Origin of the sequence: Colwellia sp. BRX10-3 (genome assembly GCF_014077505.1) — a bacterium.
Classification (GTDB): domain Bacteria; phylum Pseudomonadota; class Gammaproteobacteria; order Enterobacterales; family Alteromonadaceae; genus Cognaticolwellia.
The window spans coordinates 675,977-697,303 of the sequence record NZ_JACGWA010000001.1 but is presented as its reverse complement, the minus strand read 5'-3'; the positions used below and the strand labels follow the sequence as shown (position 1 = coordinate 697,303).

Sequence of the window (21,327 nt, the reverse complement as noted above, 5' to 3'; positions counted from 1 at the left end):
GTTTAATAACCCATTTACATGTTATTATTATTGTATAATAATAACCATGAAAAGCAGCAAGCTAAAGAAAAACAATTAAATTCAGGGCGTTATTTTGCACGGGTTTATTTATAAAAATAACTTAATTGTTATAGTGGTTGTTTAACTCATCGTACTGAGTTCTCGTATTTTAAATATATTCCCAATGTACAGTTAACAGTTTCAGATAAAGGTTAAGTCACACATGCAGCAGGGAACATTTGTTTCTTATATGAAAAAAATTATTATCATAGCCTATTTGTTTACTCGTTTTACATACGCTGATGCTTTAGCTTCATCAGCCATCACACTAATAGACTCGCAATATAATAGTACAACATGGGCAGCGGAAAATTTGCTTGACGATGATCCTACGACTCAGTGGATGTCAAGCAGCCAAAGCAATAATTTAAATTTTCAATTTTCAGCAAGTAACGGAGCCATGTGCTTTAATGGCTTTGAATTAACTAATTATGGCGGCGATGATCGTGGTGTAAATCAATTTGTATTATTGACCACGCAAAATGAAGCCCTAAGCGCAGATTCTGGTTCCGCGGGCTGGAAGCCCATGGTAGCCGATGAGAATCCTATTGGTTATATTGACTATTTAAGTTGGGCGCAAGGCGCAAGGCAAGTCTTTGTTGATGCACAATATAACAACACATCCTACTCAGCGAAAAATATCAACGATGGCAATCGTTCATCTCGTTGGTTATCTCGAAAATCCAATAATATATTGCAATATAATTTTGATACCGACTGGGATGGCTCTGCGGGTAACGGCATAACCATTAATGAACTCGAAGTTACTAACTATGGCGTTGACGATCGTTCTGTTAAGCAATTTCAAGTTGAAATTACCAACGATGGTTCAACTTGGCGGAAATTACAGGTGCCTGGTACTGCTGCTGGCGATGCAGAGTATATTTATAGTCGTTATCAAGATGGGGGAATTCTCGGTGCTGTCGACAGTCAGTATAATGCGACAAGCTATCATGCTGAAAATATGCAAGATGGCGATCAAAACTCTCAGTGGTTGAGCCGAAAAGGTAATAACACTATCGAATTTACCTTCGATCCCAACAACAATGGTATAACGGGAGCCGGTGGCGATACTGCAGATGTTTTTGCCATCGATAAAATTAATATTGAAAACTATGGTAACGATGACCGTTCAGTTAAGCAATTTCAACTTGCCGTTAAAACTTTAGCAAATCCCAATTGGCATAAAGTAAATGCTCCAGGCGCGATAATTGGCGAGGCAGATTATAATTTCGCCATGTCACATCATGGTGGCGCGTTAGTTAGCATTGACAGTGAATATAATTCAACAAGCTACGGGGCTAAGAATATTCATGACGGTGACCAAAATACTTTATGGTTAAGTCGAAAAAGCAATAATGAGTTGGCCTTTCAATTCGATGCCAATGGAGATGGTACGCTTGGCGCAGCAGAAGATCTTTTTATCTTAAATAGTATTTACTTGCGAAACTATGGCAATGATGACCGGGCAATTAAAGAATTTCAACTAGCGGTTAAAACTAAGGCTAATCCTAATTGGGCAAAAATTAATGTCCCGGGCGCAAGTATCGGTCAAGCCGATTACAATTTTGCGATGTCTCATCATGGGGGCACATTAGTCTCTATTGATAGTGAGTATAATTCCACTAGCTACGGCGCGAAAAACATTCATGATGGCGACCTCAATACCTTGTGGTTAAGTCGTAAAAGCAACAATGAGTTAGCCTTTCAATTTGACGCCGATGAAAATGGTACGCTTGGTGCGATTGAAGATTTATTCACCTTAAAGAGTATTTATTTAGTCAACTATGGCAATGATGACCGTTCGATTAAAGAGTTTCAAATAGCGGTAAAAACGCGTACTAACCCAAATTGGGCGAAAATTAATACCCCTGGTGCCACTGTTGGTCAAGCCGATTATAATTTTGCTTTAGCACAACACGGAGGCAATTTAATAGCGATAGATAGTGAATATAACGCAACCAATTATGGAGCTAAAAATATTCATGATGGCGATCAAAATAGCCTTTGGCTGAGCAGAAAAAGCAATAACACCTTGGACTTTCAATTCGATGTTAATGAAGATGGTATTCAAGGTGGCGCTGAAGATGTTTTTACCTTAGAGAGTTTTTACTTAGTTAATTATGGCAATGATGACCGCGCAATTAAGAAGTTTCAGGTAGAAGTTAAAACACTAGACAATAGTAATTGGACAAAGTTGCCCGTGTCAGGTGCAGGTGGAAATACCCCTGACTATAACTTCGCGTTAACGGCAAACGGTGGCAGTTTAACTGTGATTGACAGTGAACATAACTCAACTAACTATGGTGCGAAAAATATTCATGATGGCGATAACAACACGCGTTGGTTATCGAGCAAGCAAACCAATACCTTAGCTTTTAGTTTTGATAGTAATTTTGATGGTGTGATGGGCGATGCGATAAATGTTGATACTATCTCATTGATTAACTATGGCAATAACGATGTATCTATACAAACGTTCGAAGTTGATGTACAAATTTCTGGTGGTGCGTGGCAAGCTATTAATGCACCGGCAGGCGGCACTGTTTTTACTGCAGCTATGGATAGTAACCAACAAAACTGGGCAATTACATCACAAAGTAACGTAACCGCGCTTCGTCTTAGAACATTGTCAAATTACGGTGATGCAACATACACCGGCGCGACTGAATTTAAAATTTCGGGCACCTTGTCAGGACAGTTATACACCTATTCTGCTGCTATGCACGGTAATGGAGAAACTTTTAGCATAGCTGAAGCTGATCAACCGATTGACGTTACTGGCGTTAGGCTTCGTACCATCACAAATTATGGCGACCCTTCATATATCGGCGCTAGAGAATTGAAATTACAAGGTACATCTGTTACAGAGTCTAAAACCTTTATTGCCGCTATGCATGCCAATGGAGAAACCTTCACTTTTGATAGCGATGATGTGCCAGAAGAGGTAACCGACGTAAAATTAATTACTATCAGCAACCATGGCGATCCTTCTTACGTTGGTGCAAAGGAGTTAAAGTTACAAGGGCCATCTGTTACTGAAACGAAAACCTTTCTTGCTGCTATGCATGGCAATGGTGAAAGCTTTACCTTAGATAATGGAGATATTCCGGTGGAAGTTACGGATGTGAAGCTAGTTACCATCAGTAACCATGGCGATCCTTCTTACGTTGGTGCAAAGGAGTTAAAGCTACAAGGGCCTTCAGTCACTGAAACTAAAACCTTTATTGCAGCTATGCAAAGCACGTTAGAAAGTTTTCAACTTGATACTAACGACATGCCTATTGATGTTACCGGTGTTAAGTTAACCACCATCAATAACCATGGCGACCCTTCATTAATAGGCCTTCGAGAGTTTGAAGTTGTTGGTAAATCAGTTACTGCCGCGAGCACTTTTACCCTACCGATGAATTCAATACCATTTAGTATAGCTCTTGATAATGACGATACTGTTTCCGGTATTATTGGCGCTCGTATAGTGACTATTAAAAATCATGGCGATCCCTCTTTGACTGGGTTGGCCGACTTTAAGTTATTAGGTAACCCCATAACGCCAAGCTATATATTTACTGCGAGCAATATTACGTCAGTACAAAATTTTAATTTTTCGCCGGTAAAGGCCAAGATTTTTCGCTTTCATAGTATGAATAATCATGGGGATCCCTCTTATACTGGAGCCGCCGATTTTGCGTTAAATGACAGCTTTTGTGCTAATCCTGTTGCCCAATATTCAATGGATGAAACACAGTGGAGTGGTGTTGCTGACGAAGTAATAGATAGTTCAGGAACTCTTAATGGCCAAGCATTTAATGGTGCAACTACATTTAATGACACCTCTGCATTAACCGGCAATCCAGGTACATGTGCTTATGGTGTATTTGACGGAGTCGATGATTATGTTGGAATTGTAGATAACTCAACATTAGATTTACAGAAAGAACTGACTATCACGGCTTGGATTAACCCCCAAACCCTACCCAGTGCAAGCACCGACTTACACACTATTGTCTCTAAAGATGAAAATTATGAGTTTCACTTAAGCTCCACAGGCGAAATTTATTGGTGGTGGCAAACCAATGAATTTTCAACGTCAGGAGCCGGTATTACCACTGACAATTGGTATCACATAGCGATAACTTACAAAAGCGGCGAGCAAGTCATATATGTTAATGGTATAGAAAAAGGTACTCGAACTTTTACTGATGAGCTAATTCTAAATAATGATCCTTTACACATAGGACAAGCTCAAAATTACAGTGAACCTTCACGCTTCTTTGATGGCTTTATCGATGAAGTTCAGCTCTTTGATGTTGCGCTTACTCAAACAGAAGTTCAACAAGTTTATACTCAAAGTCATGCTTGTGCTGAGCCTGTTATTCATCATTATGAAATAGTGCATGATGGCAATGGTTTAACCTGTGCGGCTGAGCCCATTACCATAAAAGCATGCACGAATAGTGACTGTTCAAGCGAATCTACTGAGCCGGTAAGTTTGAATTTTAATATTACCAGTCCGAAAACAGGTATGGTGCTTAAAACCTCAGCAACCTTTACCGGTATCACCTCAGTTAATTTCAAGCATACCATTGCAGAAACTATTGTCTTATCTATTGATAGTGCAAGTATTACTGCCAGTAATGCCGTTGAATGCTCAGGCTTTGGTAGTAGTTGTGATATGAACTTTACTGATACAGGTTTCCAATTTTTGGCTGACGGTGTTTCAAATAATATTAATACGCAATTGTCTGGTAAACCTTCAAATACTGGTTTTAATAGCCAAACATTATCCTTGCAGGCAATCAGAACAGATACAGCTACCGGAGTTTGTGAAGCTGTACTGATTAGTAATGTTGACATTGAACTTGCTGCTGAATGTACTGAGCCCAGCACTTGCAGTTTAGGTCAGGTAGTTATTAATGATACTGCTATTACAACGCTCAATGATGCGATCTCACCATCGGAATATACAAAAGTAAGTTTAGATTTCGGTGATAATATCGACAACACCGCAAACATAGTCGTGAGTTACCCCAGTGCGGGAAAAATTCAGTTACATGCCCGTTATGATATATCAATTGAAGGTTATCCAACGAGTTATATGTTAGGTAATAGTAATCAATTTGTTGTTAGGCCACTTGGTTTGTATGTTAACGTGGACCCAAAAGAAGGTGATCCATCAGTATCGAGTAACCCCGCATCAGAAGACGCTAGCGGCAATATATTTAAAAAGGCAGGGGAGCAATTCAATACGACAATTACAGCCAAGCAATGGCAGCAATCTGATGATACGAATAACGATGGAATTGCTGACTTAAACGATGTGTTAAGTGATAACAATACGGCGTTTAATTTTATTTCTAATGTGATTTTAGAGCATAAAAAGGTCGCTCCAAGTAACGGCGAATTAGGAACGATAACTGGCGAAAGTTTTAGTCTACCATCGACCAGTACAGACACTAACTCTTTGAGTTGGTCAGAAGTAGGTATTATCAGTTTCACTGCTAAATTATCTGATACGAGTGGCAGTAATAATTATTTAGGAGCAGGGCCCTTAAGTAGTAATGTTCCATACGTTGGTCGCTTTACACCAGCCTACTTTAAACAATCAGTAAAAGAAAACCATCAGGGTAATTTTGATGCTTATCCATACATTGATGGGTTAGGTGTTTGTGCATTTTCTGATTGGACCTATACCGGTCAACGAACCAGTGAAGATAAAGGCGCTATTGCTTATAGTCTTTTACCAAAAATAACCATTACAGCATACAATGCTAACGACGGAGTCACCAAGAACTATACTTTGGGTGAGCCTGAAGGTTTTATGAAATTGTTGGCAACGGGTGTTGATATTAAGCTACCAACACATGACGAAACACAACAAATAGTCGGCAGCCTTGCTGATAACCCTGTTGCTTTAACTGCGGTTATGTTGGCCGGTAATTTAAGTGCAAGCCTTGATGTTAACGGCAACTTTATCGCGGGTGAGTGGCTTTATACCTTTTCAAGTGATGACCATTTTAGTTATAACAAAAATGAAACAAGTTTTTTAGTGCCTTTTAATGCGCAAATACCTTTTGTTACTAACCAAATAGAAGATAGTGATGGTGTATTACTCAGTAGTAGTATCGATGCGACAGAAAAGCTATTGACAGATGGCGTAGAAATTCGCTTTGCTCGTATGGTGTTAGAAAACTCATATGGCTCAGAGAATACCAAGTTACGCGCGCCGTTAAATGTGCAAGTTTATGACGGGGCAAACTTTACCATAAATACCGATGAATCCTGCTTATCCACATTGATAGGTGATAAAAAAGCGGGTGCTAAATATTCAGGCAACATGAATCTTTGGGATTATCGTTTAATCGATATTGATACTGATGCAATACAGGTTAGTGATACCATAGCTAGTGTTTCAGGTGTTTTTAACCTCGGTATTCAGGCGCAGTTGTCATTCAGTACTCCAGGAAAGCAAGGTACACTTGAATGGGAATATGAAGTACCCAGTTGGTTGAAGTTTAAATGGGATAACGTCGATACAGATAATGATGGTAATTTTTACGATGACAACCCAAGTGCGATACTAAGCTTTGGTATTTATCGCGGTAACGACCGAATTATCTCATGGCGAGAAATCGCGAATTAAGCCTTAACTTTTAGTCGTATTGAGCTAACTGGTGGCTTTTATGCAATTTAACCCTAGCTTGGCTTAGTGAATGTCAAAATATCGTAATATTTCATGATATTTTTGTCATTGAAATAACAAAAGTACTATAGTCTGCGGTATGATAGCGTGCTAATAGTACAAAATATCATTTGTAAGCTGATCTGTAGCTTGCAAATTCAGCACAATAATATTCCGGCAGCTTGTTGCCTAGGTGATGTTTAAAGGACATTTCGACAATATGTTTAAGAAATTACGCGGCATGTTTTCTAACGATTTATCAATTGACTTAGGAACCGCAAATACCCTGATTTACGTAAAAGACCAAGGCATTGTATTGAATGAGCCTTCAGTTGTAGCTATTCGACAAGACCGTTCTGGTGGCTCTAAAAGTGTTGCCGCGGTTGGTACTGCAGCGAAGCAAATGTTAGGTCGTACTCCGGGAAATATTGAAGCGATTCGTCCAATGAAAGATGGCGTTATTGCTAACTTTTTTGTTACCGAAAAAATGTTGCAGTACTTTATAAAACAAGTACACAGTAATAATTTTTTACGACCAAGCCCACGAGTTTTAGTTTGTGTTCCTTGCGGTTCTACCCAAGTAGAGCGACGTGCTATTCGTGAATCAGCTTTGGGCGCAGGCGCACGTGAAGTGTATTTGATTGATGAGCCTATGGCTGCAGCAATTGGTGCTGGTATGCCAGTATCAGAAGCAACGGGTTCAATGGTGGTTGATATAGGTGGTGGTACTACTGAAGTCGGCATAATTTCATTAAACGGTGTAGTTTATTCTTCTTCTGTGCGTATTGGTGGTGATAAATTTGACGATGCTATTATCAACTATGTTCGACGTAACTTTGGTAGTTTAATTGGTGAAGCAACGGCAGAGCGCATCAAGCATGAAATTGGCTCAGCTTATCCAGGTGAAGAAGTATTAGAAATTGAAGTACGTGGCCGTAATTTAGCTGAAGGTGTTCCACGCAGCTTTACTTTAAACAGTAATGAAATATTAGAAGCATTACAAGAACCCTTAACCGGCATTGTTAGCGCCATTATGGTTGCTTTAGAACAAGCGCCACCAGAGTTAGCGTCTGATATTTCAGAGCGCGGTATGATTTTAACCGGTGGTGGTGCATTACTTAAAGGCCTTGACCGTTTACTAATGGAAGAAACCGGTATTCCGGTAGTAGTAGCTGACGACCCATTAACTTGTGTAGCTCGCGGCGGTGGTAAAGCCATTGAAATGATTGATATGCATGGTGGCGATCTTTTCTCTTACGAATAAATACTAAATTAGCATTTATACAAGTTTAATTTATGAATCCTATCTTTAAGCATGGACCTGCCCCACAGCACCGACTTATATTGGTGCTGTTTTGCTCAGCAGCGTTAATATTTTTTGATCATAAAATGAATAGCTTCGAGTCCGCTCGAGGCTTTTTGCAATCTATGGTAAGCCCTTTACAATATTTAGCCACTGCACCTAAACAAATGATGAATTGGGCGGCAGAAAATATTGTTACCCGTCGCCAACTCATCGATGACAACGAACAATACAAAATCAACGAATTAGTCTTTCATGAACAGGCATTACAATTAGATATTGTTAAGCGTGAAAATGGACGATTACGAGCACTTCTTTCTTCACCTCTGCGCAGTGATGCTAAAAAAATGGTCGCTGAAATTCTTGCGGTTGATAGTGACCCCTATACTCATCAAGTGGTGATAAACCGTGGTGCGAACGATGGCGTTTATGAAGGCCAAGCCGTTATTGATGATGAAGGTATTGTTGGTCAGATTTTACATGTAGGTACATCGACTAGCCGCGTATTGTTGATCACGGATGTTACGCACGCTGTGCCTGTGAGAATAAGCCGAAATGGTGTCCGTCTTATTGCTACCGGTTTAGGTGTTATTGATCGTTTAACGCATAATCATGTCCCTCATAGTCAGGATATTCGCGTTGGTGACTTATTAGTTACCTCAGGTTTGGGCAGTAAGTTTCCTGAGGGATATCCGGTTGCTAAAGTCACCGCTGTTATTCAAGATGAGTCACGCGCTTTTTCTCAAATTCAAAGTCAGCCGGTGGCTAAAATTGATCGCTTACGTTATGTATTATTACTCTGGCCAGAGCAGAACAAGGTTCAACAACCTGATGAGCCCCAAACATTGCCAGCTGAAAAGGCAGAAAGTCAATGACCCTCGCTAGTCGCTTAATTATTCTATTGACATTTTTAGTGGCACTAATGGCCAGTATAATGCCGTTGCCTTTAAGCGTTGATGCTTTTCGTCCTGACTGGGTATTAGTAGTTTTGCTTTACTGGTGTTTGGCATTACCGTCACGCGTTAATGTTATTTCAGCTTGGGTAATGGGCTTTATACTCGATGTGCTATTAGGCTCTACTTTGGGTGTGCATGCTGGCGCTATGGCAGTTGCCGTGTATATTGTTGCCAGTAATTTTAAAAAAATACGTAATTTTTCTATTTGGCAGCAAGCCCTAATTGTTGGTGTGTTGTCAGCGTTATATCACTTAATTGTTTTTTGGCTACAACGATTTTTAACCGATGCGGTGTTTTTACCTAGCTATTTATATCCTGTGGTTACCACCATTATACTTTGGCCCTGGGCTTTTTTACTGTTACGTAAAATAAGACGAAATTTTCGAATAAAATAACATGTCTATTACTTTGATTTTGGCGTCACAATCGCCACGCCGAAAAGAACTACTACAACAACTTGGTTACGACTTCATCTGTTTGCCTGCAGACATTGATGAAAGCGTATTACCGACAGAAACACCAGAGCAATATGTCGCTCGCTTAGCGTTAGAAAAAGCTCGCGCAATTGCTAAACAACATGGTGAAGATGTCGTGGTACTTGGCTCTGACACCAGTGTTGTATTTGGCCAACATATATTAGGTAAACCGGAATCACTTACCGATTGTCTTGCTACTCTTAAAATGTTGTCGGGTAATTCTCATCAGGTTATTACGGCTATTGCGGCAGTAAAAGGGGAACGTAGTTCTGTTGTTGTGGTCAGAACTGAAGTAGATTTTAAAGTACTTACCGAACAAGAAATAAAGCACTATTGGCAAACGGGCGAACCACAAGACAAAGCTGGTGCCTATGGTATTCAAGGTGTTGCAGGGCAATTTGTTAAACAAATTCGTGGTAGTTATTCTGCCGTTGTCGGGTTACCTTTATATGAAACAGCAGAGTTATTATCCGCATTTGGCGTAAAATCCTCAATGACACAAGCATAAACAGGAATCGATATGAGCGGTGAATTACTTATCAATGTTACGCCAAGTGAAACGCGAGTAGCATTAATCGAAAATGGTTCACTACAAGAAGTTCATGTTGAACGTGAAGCTCGTCGTGGCCTAGTCGGCAATATTTATCTTGGTAAAATTATTCGCGTATTACCCGGTATGCAAGCCGCTTTTGTTGATATTAATTTAGGCAAAGCGGCTTTTTTACATGCCTCTGATATTAACTCCAAACTTATCTTAAACGACGATAATAGCAGTGATCAGGTACCTGATATTCGTAACTTGGTGCATGAAGGACAGCATATTGTTGTACAAGTGGTTAAAGACCCTATGGGTACTAAAGGCGCACGGTTAACAACCGATATTACCATTGCAGCGCGTTATTTAGTGTTAATGCCTAACACGAGTCGCGCCGGCATATCACAGCGTATTGAAGAGCCTTCAGAGCGAAATCGCTTGAAATCAATTGTTACGCCTTATTGTGGTGAAGATCACGGTTTTATTGTTCGTACCGCAGCTGAGGGCGCAGGTATTGAAGAATTGCAACATGACGCTGAATTCCTGCGGCGTGTGTGGGCAAAAGTTATTGAGCGCAAAGAGCGCAAACAAACCAAAGACCCTATTTATCAAGATTTATCTTTAGCATTTCGTGTGTTACGCGATTTTGTTGGTGTTTCTCTTGAGCGTATTCGTGTTGATTCTAAATTGACTTATGAACAATTACTCGAGTTTACTACTGAGTTTGTACCCAATTTAGCGCCTGTTTTAGAATATTACCCGGGTGAACGGCCTATTTTTGATTTGTTTGATGTAGAAAACGAAATTCAACGCTCATTACATCGAAAAATCGAATTGAAATCGGGCGGGTCTCTGATCATAGATCAAACCGAAGCTATGACCACGATTGATATTAATACCGGTGCATTTGTTGGCCACCGTAATTTAGAAGAAACTATATTTAATACCAATATTGAGGCAACACAAGCCATTGCCCGCCAGCTAAGATTAAGAAACCTCGGCGGTATTATTATTGTCGATTTTATTGATATGAATGATAAAGAGCATCAACGCCGTGTGCTACATAGCTTAGATGTTGCAATGGCCAAAGATAATGTGAAATACAGTTTGTCAGGTTTTTCTGCACTTGGTCTGGTTGAAATGACCCGCAAGCGAACACGCGAAAGCTTAGAGCATATTCTATGTGGTGAGTGTGTGGTTTGTCATGGTCGTGGTTATGTAAAAACCGTTGAAACCGTTTGCTTTGAAATTCTTCGAGAAATTGTCCGTGTGAATCGAGCTTATGACGCGGATAAATTTATTGTTTATACATCATCATCGGTGAGTGAGTCATTAGAGAACGATGAGTATCATAACCTTGCTGAGCTGGAAGTATTCATCGGTAAGCAGATTAAAGTACAGACTGAAACCATGTATAATCAAGAGCAATTTGATGTTGTTATGATGTAGTTGTTGCTTGAATGTACGCAAAGTAATTAGGAAAATTTAAGGGTGAATAAAGGTTTGATTAAAACTTAATGAGTGTTTCCACGGTCTCAAATAGCTGGCTTAATCGCCTGTATAAACTATTAGCAATTTTGTTAGTAGCTTTTGCCGTGTTGATCAGTACATTGCGCTTATTTTTACCTTATGCCCATAATTATCGTCAAAATGTCGAAGATTATCTAAATACCAGCTATAACAGCAATATATCTATTGGCTCGTTAAGTATGGGCTGGCGCAAGTCTGGCCCAACATTGATCACGAAACAAGTTGAACTCCTCTCCAGTGATAACAGCAAAATATATATTGATAGCTTAGAAGTTGAATTAGATTTTTGGCGCAGTATTCGCTCTGGACAATTGGTGACTGAAGACTTTGTAATTTCAGGGGCAGAATTAGCGTTCGAGCAAGTTACGCTGGTTGACTCAGCAGAAGACATTGTCGATGAAACCGGTGATGATACTTTATTAGATTCACTCTCCTCGATATTACTTGAACAAATCTCTCGTTTTTCCATTCGTGACAGTCACGTGCTTTATCATACCGTTGCTGGGGTGCGAGCTTTTACCATTAATGAAATGTTTTGGGCAAACGAAAATAATCGCCATAGAGCGAACGGTACCGTAATGGTTGATGGCCTGAGTTCTAATAATTTAAAAGTATTATTAGACTTTCAAGGCCCGAGGTTTCATCAGTTAAGCGGCCAAGCTTACCTAGAAGCCAATGAAATAGATATTACCCCATGGCTAGGGCGCGCTTTAGCGATTAAAGACGCCAACACTCACTCAGCGATAAACTTTAATGCATGGCTGCAGTTGTCAGCTGGTAAGCCTGACTCTATTCAGTTTGCGTTGGGTGACAATGAAATTAGTTGGCAGCATCTTGATAAAACGCAAACATTTGAGATTGTTGGTGGTGATATTGAAGTAAAAATATTCGATGAATTAGTGTTTAATGTGGCGTCTTCGCCTTTAACCATAAAACGAAATGGCGCCGAAACGAATAAAATATCACTGCTGGCCAATGTTAACGGTACTAATATTAATGCTTATATTAATGCGATAGAGCTGGCCAGTTTTGAAGGTGTATCACCCTTATTATCTGACGATGTTGGCCTTGAAAAATTACTGCTAAATCTCGCTACGGTTGGCCGAGTTGAAGATATTCACTTTCGCAGTAATCCGGATGATTTCGCCTTAACGGCGACCTTTAATGATATTGATAGCCATTTCAGTCAAGGTATTCCTGGCATTGATAATGTTAGCGGTGAATTAGTCTATGCTAATAATCAGCTGCAAATATCCTTGAGTGCTATTGATGGCGCACTTAATTTTGATAAACATTTTAAATATTCTATTCCATATACGCGCTTGAGCAGCTTGATCAACGCAAAGTTTTTAGCAGATAGTTGGCAGCTTTCGGTTGAAAATATAGCGTTTAACTCGCCACAAATAAGTTTACATGCCGACCTTAAGGTTAATAGTATAGAAGGTAAGCCCGTTACTATGGCATTACTAGCCAGTGTGAGTGACGGCGATGCTAAATACGCTGAATATTTCTATCCTCATTTATTAATGGGCGACAATTTAGTCAACTACCTTAACGGCGCTATTGTTGATGGTGAGATTAATCAAGCATTAGTGTTATTTAATGGCCCGCTACAAAGTTTTCCATTTAATAACCATGAAGGCATTTTTGTTGTTGACGCAGAGCTATCTCAAAGCATATTTAAGTTTGACCCGCAGTGGCCAACAATAGAAAACTTTGCCGCAAATCTTAACTTTACTAATAATAGTATGCTAATTACGGGTCGAGAAGGGACATTAGCAGGCATTGACGTTACCGGCGTTGAAGCCGCAATTGCTGAACTAGCTGGCGAGGGAGTGTTGACGGTTGATGCAAGTTTTACAAAAACTCAGCCGCAATTAGTCACTCAATTAATGAACGCGAGTCCAATGCAAGATTCGGTTGGAATTACTCTAGAACAGGTCGTTGTTTCTGGCCCCATCAATGGTGATTTTTCGTTGATATTACCGTTAAATAACCCCGATGCAGTGATTGCTAAAGGCCATGTTGTTTTTAAAAATAATAACGTGGCTTTGCAAGCGCCAAGCATGGACTTTAAGCAAGTTAACGGTCGCTTAGATTATTATAATGACGTGATAACAGCTTCGAATATCAAGCTAGATTGGCGTGGTATGCCATTAACGCTAAATGTTGAAGCGAAAAAAAAACCTGAACTTTATAGCGTTAATATTGAAACACTTGGTCAGTGGAGTAATACTCAGTGGCAAACACAATTACCTAATGAATTAGTGAAATATGCCAATGGAAAATTAGCTTGGCAAGGGTTGCTGGCACTAGAGCTAATTGGCGATAAGTTTTTTTACGATTACAAAATAAATTCTGATTTAAATAACTTAGCTTTAGCCATACCAGCACCTTTTACTAAAGCGACGGAACAACAAATCGCGGTTAGTATTCATGCGTTTGGCGATGAGCTAAATAGCACCATAAAGGCCGAAATTGGCGATAATATTAACTTTTATGGTTTACTTGAACATCAACAAACGCGCTTTTCATTGGCGCATATAGTGTTAGGTAAGCCGCAGTCATGGTTACCAACTTCTGGGTTTCATATTACTGCGGACGTAGAAAAAGCCAATTACGCACAATGGCAGCCTTTAGTGTTAGATATTTTGGCCGCGGTTGAGTCAGCCCCACCTGAGTCAAATTTATCGACAAACCCATTAGACACTGAACAAGGTGAGCAAAGCTTATTATCAGCACCTGACAAAATACATGGCAAGGTGACCAACTTAATGGTTTATGGACAAAACTTTCAGCAAGTAAATTTTGACTTCACACCTAACTCCGATAGCTGGTTGCTCAATTTAAATGCAAAAGAGCTTAGAGGGTCAGCAAAATTTTATCCAAACTGGCACCAGCAAGGGATAGATATTAATGCCGACTTTGTCCACTTGAAAAGTGCTGAAAGTGAATTGGTGGCGCAAGCGGGTATTGAAACTGTTGTCGAAACTACACAAGTCACTGATGCAAAAAAATCTATCAGCGAAGAGCTAGCAAAACCAACCACAAATCTTGAAACTGATATAACTGCTAGCGAAGTAATCAAAACACAGCAAAGTAATGCTGCTGAACCTGAGTTAGTCAATGCGGCTGAGCAAAAGATACTACCGCTGATTGACCACGTCAGTAATGCCGAAATTTTTGCTGATATTCCGCCACTTAAAGTGACGTGTGCAAGTTGTAAATATGATAATTATGACTTTGGTGATGTAAACTTTACCATAACACGAGAGCATGAAAATTCGCTTCTACTGAAAAATTTCACCGCTAAACGTGGCAATAATAATGTCGCATTTGATGCTAAATGGCAATTAACCCATGATGGTTCAGATACCAGTGTAACTGGAACTTTAGCGACAGATAATGTTGCTCGTGAAGGAGAAAATATAGGTTTCGTCTCGGTGATAAAAGATAGTGGCGTTGAGATGGATTATGATATTACTTGGCAAGGCGGGCCACATGACTTTGCTATGGCGACCTTAAATGGTGAGTTATCAACAGCCTTTGATGATGGCTATTTGGCCGATATTGATGATAAAGGCGTACGTGTTTTTTCGTTTTTAAGTTTGCAGTCTTTAGTACGTAAATTAAGTTTCGATTTTCGAGATATTTTTAGTGACGGTATGTTTTATAGTGAATTAAAGGGCAGTTTTACCGTAAAAGATGGTGTGGCATATACTGATAATGTTCTAATGAAAGGCTCAGCAGGTGATTTAACCATAGTGGGTAATACCAATTTAAATAATGGTGAACTTGATTATCGCATGTCGTATAAACCCAATTTAACCTCTAGTTTACCGGTATTGGCTTGGATAGCGACACTAAACCCAGTAACATTTTTAGCCGGAGTGGCACTTGATGAAGTGATCACTTCTACGGTAATTGCTGAAATTAATTTTGAAGTAACGGGCAATTTAGACGAGCCGCAATTTAAGCAAGTGAGTAGAAAAAATCAAAACATTAGCGTTGGTCGCTCTTCACCACCGAAAATAATTGATAAAATGCCAGAAAATTCAGCAGATACTGATGCTTCGGAGCAACCTGGAAATCAACCTCTGTAGTGGTTAACTTAGATAGTTCATGAATATGACAAATAAAACGATGCAACTTTGTGCAATACAAATGTCTTCAAATACAAGCATTGAAGATAATATTGCTGATATTGAACAGCAATTAGCGACACTAGAAAAAAACCAGCAACAACTGGTTTTACTGCCTGAATGTTGTTTGTTTTTTGGCGGTAAAGATAAAGAACAATTGCTATTAGCACGTGCAAACGAAGCGCCCAATGAGCTAAAAACTCGGCTGGGTGAACTAGCGATAAAATATAATGTTTTCCTTGTGGCAGGTAGTATTCCTGTTCTATCAAATCAGCAGGAAAAATTTACCAATAGTTGTTTTGTATTCTCACCCCAGGGCAAAGAATTGGGTGATTATGATAAAATTCATCTGTTTGATGTTGCGGTACAAGATAGTGAAAAAAATTACTGTGAATCGCGTTATGCCAAAGCTGGTGATCGTGTTAGCGTGGTTAATGTGGCTGGGGTCAATGTTGGTTTATCTATTTGCTATGATCTACGTTTTCCAGAGTTATTTCGACAGTTGTGCCAGCAAGGTGCGAAAATTATTACTGTACCCAGTGCCTTTACGCGCGTAACAGGTGCAGCACATTGGCAAACATTATTGCAAGCACGTGCGATTGAAAATCAGGTTTATATTGTTGCCGCAGGGCAAGAAGGTGTGCATTTAAATGGTCGGGAAACTTGGGGCCACAGTATGATCATAAGTCCGTGGGGCGAAATACTGACTCAGCTTGATACCGGAAAAGGTATTATTTGTGCTGATTACCAAGAACAAGAATTAGACAAGGTGCGTAAAGCTATGCCTGTTGCTACTCATAATCGTTTTAAAAATAAGTTGATGTCGTATGAATAATGTTGAGAGAGAGCTCTTAGCCAATAGTGAAATTGATCAAAGCATGCTAATGGATACCTTGGATAATATTTTCCAACGCAAAGTCGATTTAGCTGATTTATATTTCCAATCTAGTAGCCATGAATCTTGGATGTTGGAAGACGGAATAGTCAAAGAAGGTTCTTACAACATTGAACGTGGTGTTGGCGTTCGAGCTATATCAGGTGAAAAAACGGGCTTTGCCTACTCTGATGATATTTCGCCAGTAGCGTTGAAGAAAGCGGCGGATGCGGCTAAAGGTATTGCTAATGCTGAAAAGTCTGCACGCGTGCAAGTTTTTGATGGCAAAGTAATGCAGCAAAACCCTGAGCAGTATCGGGCAATGGATCCGTTAGCAAGCTTGCCACAAGAGCAAAAAATTACTTTGTTACATGAAGTAGAAGCGCATGCTCGCAGTGTAGATAAACGTGTTAAACAAGTTATTGTTAACTTGTCAGGTGTTTATGAAAAAATATTAGTCGCTGCTAGTGACGGCACCTATGCCACAGACATACGCCCATTAGTACGCCTTAACTGTTCTGTTTTAGTAGAAGAAAACGGCAAGAGGGAACGTGCCAGTTCTGGTGGCGGCGCACGTACAGATTATAGTTACTTCTTTGAATTGGATAACAATAAGCCGCGCTATTTAGCTTATGCCGAAGAAGCGGTTCGCCAAGCGTTAGTTAACTTAGTTGCTATTGATTCACCTGCAGGATTATTACCGGTAGTGCTTGGTGCTGGTTGGCCGGGCGTATTATTGCATGAAGCTGTTGGACATGGCTTAGAAGGTGACTTTAACCGCAAAGGTTCTTCAGCATTTTCTGGCAAAGTGGGCCAAAAAGTTACGTCAGATTTATGTACTATTGTTGATGATGGCACCATGGCAAACCGCCGTGGTTCGGTCAGTATTGATGATGAAGGTACACCAGGTCAATATAACGTACTTATCGAAAAAGGCGTGCTAAAAGGTTACATGCAAGATAAGCACAATGCCGGTTTAATGGGCGTAAAGCCAACCGGTAATGGTCGACGCGAGTCTTATGCACATTTACCTATGCCGCGTATGACCAATACTTATATGTTAGCAGGTGAGCACAAACCTGAAGATATTATTAAGTCGGTAAAAAAAGGCATTTATGCACCGAACTTTGCCGGTGGACAAGTAGATATTACTTCGGGTAAATTTGTTTTCACTAGTTCAGAAGCCTATTTAATTGAAAATGGTGAAATTACTTCACCGATAAAAGGTGCTACCTTAATTGGCAGTGGTCCAGAGGCTATGCAGAACGTTAGTATGGTTGGAAATGACCTGAAACTTGATGCTGGTGTAGGTGTTTGTGGTAAAGACGGCCAAAGCTTACCTGTTGGGGTTGGTCAACCGACCTTGAAAATTGATGAAATGACGGTGGGTGGCACGCAATAAGACGGTTCTTAATGTTGTAAACACTTACAAATAAAAAAAGCCCGCAAGGGCTTTTTTTATAATACCAATTTGACTAATTCAGTGTGTTACTTTTCATGTGCAGATAACTAATCAACTTGCTATCTGCTAGTTGAAAATTTAAGATTCTTTTAAACGAATACCATTAGCTTCAATGGTGATTTTTCCGTTTTTCATTAAATTACCCACCGTTGCCTTAAAGGTTTTTTTACTCACGCCTAAAATGCGCTTTATCAATTCAGGATCACTTTTATCATGCAAAGGACTAAAACCGTCATGTTCTGCAATATGGGCTAATAATATATCACTGAAGTCGTTTACTTTACCTTCACCTGGGCGGGTTAGCGATAAATCTATACGGCCATCTTCACGCACTTGCTTGATATAACCAGTTATTTTTTTACCGGTACGTAGCGGCTTAAATATTTCATTGTCGTAAAGTAAACCCCAGTGCAGGTCATTAATAATAGCTTTAAAACCCAAGTCGGTTTTAGTGGCAATAGTTAATTCAACTTTATCCCATTTTTGATATTCGGCAGGCCAAATGTCAATAAACTTATCAAGCTTGCTTGAGGCGACTAAACGATCAGTTTTTAAATCGAGAAAAATTCTGACCAGATAATATTTACCGGCTTCCATTGGGCTATGTTGTTGGTTATAAGGCACCAGTAAATCTTTAGGTAAGCCCCAATCGAGGAATGCGCCCATTTTATTTACTTGGCTAACTTTCAACGAGGCAAATTGGTCAACTTCTGCTAATGGCTTTTCAGTAGTTGCTACAATTCGATCAGCAGTATCAGCATAGATAAAAACCTTAACTTCACTACCCACTTGGCAATTTTCAGGAACAAAGCGATTAGGTAATAATATTTCACCTAGCTCATTTGCATTTAAATATGCGCCATTATCAGTGATTGCTACTACAGGAAGGGTGTTGTATTTGCCGATGCTTGCCATGTGAATTCTTGAGGTCAGTTAACTTGCGGCTATAATAACCGATCTGGCGGCAAGTTAACTATAACTTTCAATGCGTGGAGTAATTTTTATTTAGTTGCACTTGCCTTTGATTGAATATTTAACTTAGTTTGAATATATTCGCTATGCCGTAAATTCAGTAAATCAGCAATTTTACGGATAATATGCTCTTCAATGCTCGCGAGTTCACCATCGGCATAAGCCACCTGCCATAAAAGTTCTAACATTTTTATACGTTGTTCAAGGCTGTAACTTTCATTGATTTTAGAGGTAAATTGATAAAAGTCAGTCGCGTTTTCACAAAGTTCGAGCGAGTGTTTTATTATCTCTGTTACTTCATCATTCGATAATCGAAACTGGCCAGAGATAATATCATTTAGTTTCTGTTGTTCAGCCTTATCAAGTTGGCCATCGGCAAGCATGACCTCACATAATAATACGCTGCAGGCAATTTCTAAGCTTAACTCGTTGGTTTGCTGCTGACCGGTTTCGCCTAACGATTGAAAAAATGCACTAATTTTTGATAACATAAATTACCTCCTACTATAGATGATGACTCATCTTAATGTATTTACCTTTTGGTTCAAACGCTTAAAAAATTAATTCAATAAAAAACTATAACGGTAAGTATGTAAATATTAACTCACATGCACTAACTGATACCTATTGAGCAATAGACAAGTGATTTATCAGGAGATAGCTGTGCTAATACATTCTGTTATTAGTGATCTAATTTTACTTTTTTGATGTATTAAATTAAACCATTATTGTTCTATTTTTTAGTTACAGCTTTAAATATCAGAGCTAATTACTTAGTGAACTTATGATTAAGTTAATGTAGAGCAATAAAAAATTAGACATGAGTTATATCGACTAAATACTTTTACAAAAGTTTAATTATTAGTGAAAAAAACCAACATGTTATTAAATTTACAATGATGTTAACAGTAGATTTATTTTAATAGATAAATTAACAACGTCCAACTTGTTGTTATATATGGTTATTTTATTATAATTTATGGGCTATTAAAAAACGGCGCGGATTTTGTAACAAGCATTTACAACTTTGTTAGTTTTTGTAGGCAGTATTTTCTGTATCCTGTAGGCAATTAAACTAATAACTACAAATATTTAGACTTTATGAGGACGTCACAGTGACACGGAAAAAACAAATAATTATACCTATTGTCATTCTAATTGCCGGTTTTTTAGTATTTTTTCTATTTTCAAGTATGAAAAAGCCACCGCAAGAAAAAGCAGAAGTTGATAATACCCCTATTGTTGCTGTCGAGGCGATTACGCTTGCACCAATGACCCTAAAAGTTGATTCCTATGGGGTGGTTAAACCAAAATATGAAACTGAACTAGTTGCACAGGTTAGCGGACAGATTGTCGAGTTATCAGCAGCATTTGTTCGTGGTGGTTTTGTAAAAGAAGGTCAACTACTGGCGCGCATAGACCCTAATGATTACGAAGCGGCACTTATTGAAGCTGAAGCACAAATGGCATCAGCACGTGCATCTTTAGAGACGGAACGAGCACAAGGGCAAGTTGCTGAGCAAGAATGGAAGCAAATTACCGATGCCTCACCTACACAATTAAGTTTACGTAAACCTCAACTGGCCCAAGAAATAGCGCGAGTAAAATCTGCACAAGCAACTATATTGCGCGCGAAACGTAATTTAGAGCGCACAGAAATTAGAGCGCCCTACGATGCGATGATCGACAGCAGAAATGTAGGTTTAGGTTCTTTTGTTGGCACCGGCAGTATGGTTGGGAAATTGCTAGGTACTGCAATTGCTGAAGTACGCTTACCTGTGGCGGATAATCAATTACAGTTTTTGATTGATCAAGGTAAAGACGCAACGGTTAATTTGACCGGTACATTTGCTGGCATTGAAACAATATGGACAGCGAAAATTGCTCGTGACGAAGGTGTTATCGATAGTAAAAGTCGTATGAGTTATTTGGTTGCTGTAATTTTTGACCCATATGCTTTATCAGATAACAATCAAAAAACACCACTACGTTTTGGCTCGTATGTTAAGGCAAAAGTTTTAGGGGTAGAAATAACACAAGCGGCAAGTATTCCTCGTTATTTAGTTGAAAATAGCCGTGTTGCGATTTTGGATAATGAATCAAGATTACATTATTCAACTGTGAAGATTGTCCGTCAAGATGGTGAAAACATCATTATTTCAAGCGGTTTAGGCGATGGTGATAAATTAATAGTTTCTGCACTTGATTATCCTATTGATGGGATGAAATTGGCTTTGATTAGTGATAAAAAACCACAAGTTAGTGATAAAGACCCAGACGAAAATACTAGCGAGTCGCAAGTTGCACAAAATGACAGTGGTTCAGGGGAATAATC

The 21,327-nt window shown here is 39.3% G+C and carries 12 protein-coding genes; 10 read left to right on the top strand and 2 right to left on the bottom strand.

Annotated elements, in window-relative coordinates:
- Nucleotides 1-250: 250 nt before the first annotated feature.
- The 9 genes from H4J38_RS02970 to tldD all read left to right on the top strand — a co-directional run bounded on the left by H4J38_RS02970 (nucleotide 251) and on the right by tldD (nucleotide 17,960).
- Nucleotides 251-6,703, top strand: a complete 6,453-nt coding sequence (locus H4J38_RS02970; protein WP_182129289.1) for a LamG domain-containing protein — start codon at nucleotides 251-253, stop codon at nucleotides 6,701-6,703.
- A 259-nt stretch (nucleotides 6,704-6,962) separates the two neighbouring features.
- Nucleotides 6,963-8,006: a rod shape-determining protein gene (locus H4J38_RS02965; protein ID WP_182129287.1), complete on the top strand. Its 1,044-nt coding sequence runs from the start codon at nucleotides 6,963-6,965 to the stop codon at nucleotides 8,004-8,006.
- A gap of 32 nt (nucleotides 8,007-8,038) precedes the next feature.
- Nucleotides 8,039-8,920, top strand: coding sequence for a rod shape-determining protein MreC (mreC, locus tag H4J38_RS02960; protein ID WP_182129285.1), 882 nt, complete (start codon nucleotides 8,039-8,041; stop codon nucleotides 8,918-8,920).
- Nucleotides 8,917-9,396 (top strand): rod shape-determining protein MreD, encoded by a 480-nt coding sequence (gene mreD / locus H4J38_RS02955; RefSeq protein ID WP_182129283.1) that lies wholly within the window; start codon nucleotides 8,917-8,919, stop codon nucleotides 9,394-9,396. The genes mreC and mreD overlap by 4 nt, the downstream gene beginning before the upstream one ends.
- A 1-nt stretch (nucleotide 9,397) precedes the next feature.
- Nucleotides 9,398-9,985, top strand: coding sequence for a nucleoside triphosphate pyrophosphatase (locus H4J38_RS02950; protein ID WP_182129281.1), 588 nt, complete (start codon nucleotides 9,398-9,400; stop codon nucleotides 9,983-9,985).
- A gap of 12 nt (nucleotides 9,986-9,997) precedes the next feature.
- Nucleotides 9,998-11,461, top strand: coding sequence for a ribonuclease G (gene rng / locus H4J38_RS02945; protein WP_182129279.1), 1,464 nt, complete (start codon nucleotides 9,998-10,000; stop codon nucleotides 11,459-11,461).
- Nucleotides 11,462-11,529: 68 nt separating this feature from the next.
- The gene (locus tag H4J38_RS02940) at nucleotides 11,530-15,645 is read left to right on the top strand and encodes a YhdP family protein (protein ID WP_182129277.1); all 4,116 of its coding nucleotides are present in this window, start codon (nucleotides 11,530-11,532) and stop codon (nucleotides 15,643-15,645) included.
- Between the two features lie 61 nt (nucleotides 15,646-15,706).
- Complete coding sequence (locus H4J38_RS02935) at nucleotides 15,707-16,519, top strand: carbon-nitrogen hydrolase family protein (protein ID WP_259365367.1); 813 nt, start codon at nucleotides 15,707-15,709, stop codon at nucleotides 16,517-16,519.
- Entirely contained in the window at nucleotides 16,512-17,960 is a 1,449-nt protein-coding gene (tldD, locus tag H4J38_RS02930) for a metalloprotease TldD (RefSeq protein ID WP_182129275.1), read from the top strand. Before H4J38_RS02935 ends, tldD begins: the two co-directional genes overlap by 8 nt.
- Before the next feature lie 138 nt (nucleotides 17,961-18,098).
- Here the strand turns inward: tldD and H4J38_RS02925 are convergent, their stop codons facing one another.
- Nucleotides 18,099-18,935 carry a S1 RNA-binding domain-containing protein gene (locus H4J38_RS02925; RefSeq protein WP_182129273.1) on the bottom strand — a complete coding sequence of 279 codons (837 nt, stop codon included), beginning with the start codon at nucleotides 18,933-18,935 and terminating at the stop codon, nucleotides 18,099-18,101.
- An 86-nt stretch (nucleotides 18,936-19,021) separates the two neighbouring features.
- Nucleotides 19,022-19,483, bottom strand: a complete 462-nt coding sequence (locus H4J38_RS02920; protein ID WP_182129271.1) for a TerB family tellurite resistance protein — start codon at nucleotides 19,481-19,483, stop codon at nucleotides 19,022-19,024.
- A gap of 624 nt (nucleotides 19,484-20,107) precedes the next feature.
- Here H4J38_RS02920 and H4J38_RS02915 point away from each other — a divergent pair.
- Nucleotides 20,108-21,325 (top strand): efflux RND transporter periplasmic adaptor subunit, encoded by a 1,218-nt coding sequence (locus tag H4J38_RS02915; protein WP_182129269.1) that lies wholly within the window; start codon nucleotides 20,108-20,110, stop codon nucleotides 21,323-21,325.
- Nucleotides 21,326-21,327: the final 2 nt, after the last annotated feature.

Excerpts from the sequence above, each read along its gene's own strand:
- H4J38_RS02925 (WP_182129273.1), bottom strand. The coding sequence starts at position 18,935 with ATGGCAAGCATCGGCAAATACAACACCCTTCCTGTAGTAGCAATCACT.
- H4J38_RS02950 (WP_182129281.1), top strand. The coding sequence starts at position 9,398 with ATGTCTATTACTTTGATTTTGGCGTCACAATCGCCACGCCGAAAAGAA.
- H4J38_RS02920 (WP_182129271.1), bottom strand. The coding sequence starts at position 19,483 with ATGTTATCAAAAATTAGTGCATTTTTTCAATCGTTAGGCGAAACCGGT.
- H4J38_RS02935 (WP_259365367.1), top strand. The coding sequence starts at position 15,707 with ATGTCTTCAAATACAAGCATTGAAGATAATATTGCTGATATTGAACAG.
- mreD (WP_182129283.1), top strand. The coding sequence starts at position 8,917 with ATGACCCTCGCTAGTCGCTTAATTATTCTATTGACATTTTTAGTGGCA.
- mreC (WP_182129285.1), top strand. The coding sequence starts at position 8,039 with ATGAATCCTATCTTTAAGCATGGACCTGCCCCACAGCACCGACTTATA.
- H4J38_RS02940 (WP_182129277.1), top strand. The coding sequence starts at position 11,530 with ATGAGTGTTTCCACGGTCTCAAATAGCTGGCTTAATCGCCTGTATAAA.
- rng (WP_182129279.1), top strand. The coding sequence starts at position 9,998 with ATGAGCGGTGAATTACTTATCAATGTTACGCCAAGTGAAACGCGAGTA.
- H4J38_RS02970 (WP_182129289.1), top strand. The coding sequence starts at position 251 with ATGAAAAAAATTATTATCATAGCCTATTTGTTTACTCGTTTTACATAC.
- H4J38_RS02965 (WP_182129287.1), top strand. The coding sequence starts at position 6,963 with ATGTTTAAGAAATTACGCGGCATGTTTTCTAACGATTTATCAATTGAC.
- tldD (WP_182129275.1), top strand. The coding sequence starts at position 16,512 with ATGAATAATGTTGAGAGAGAGCTCTTAGCCAATAGTGAAATTGATCAA.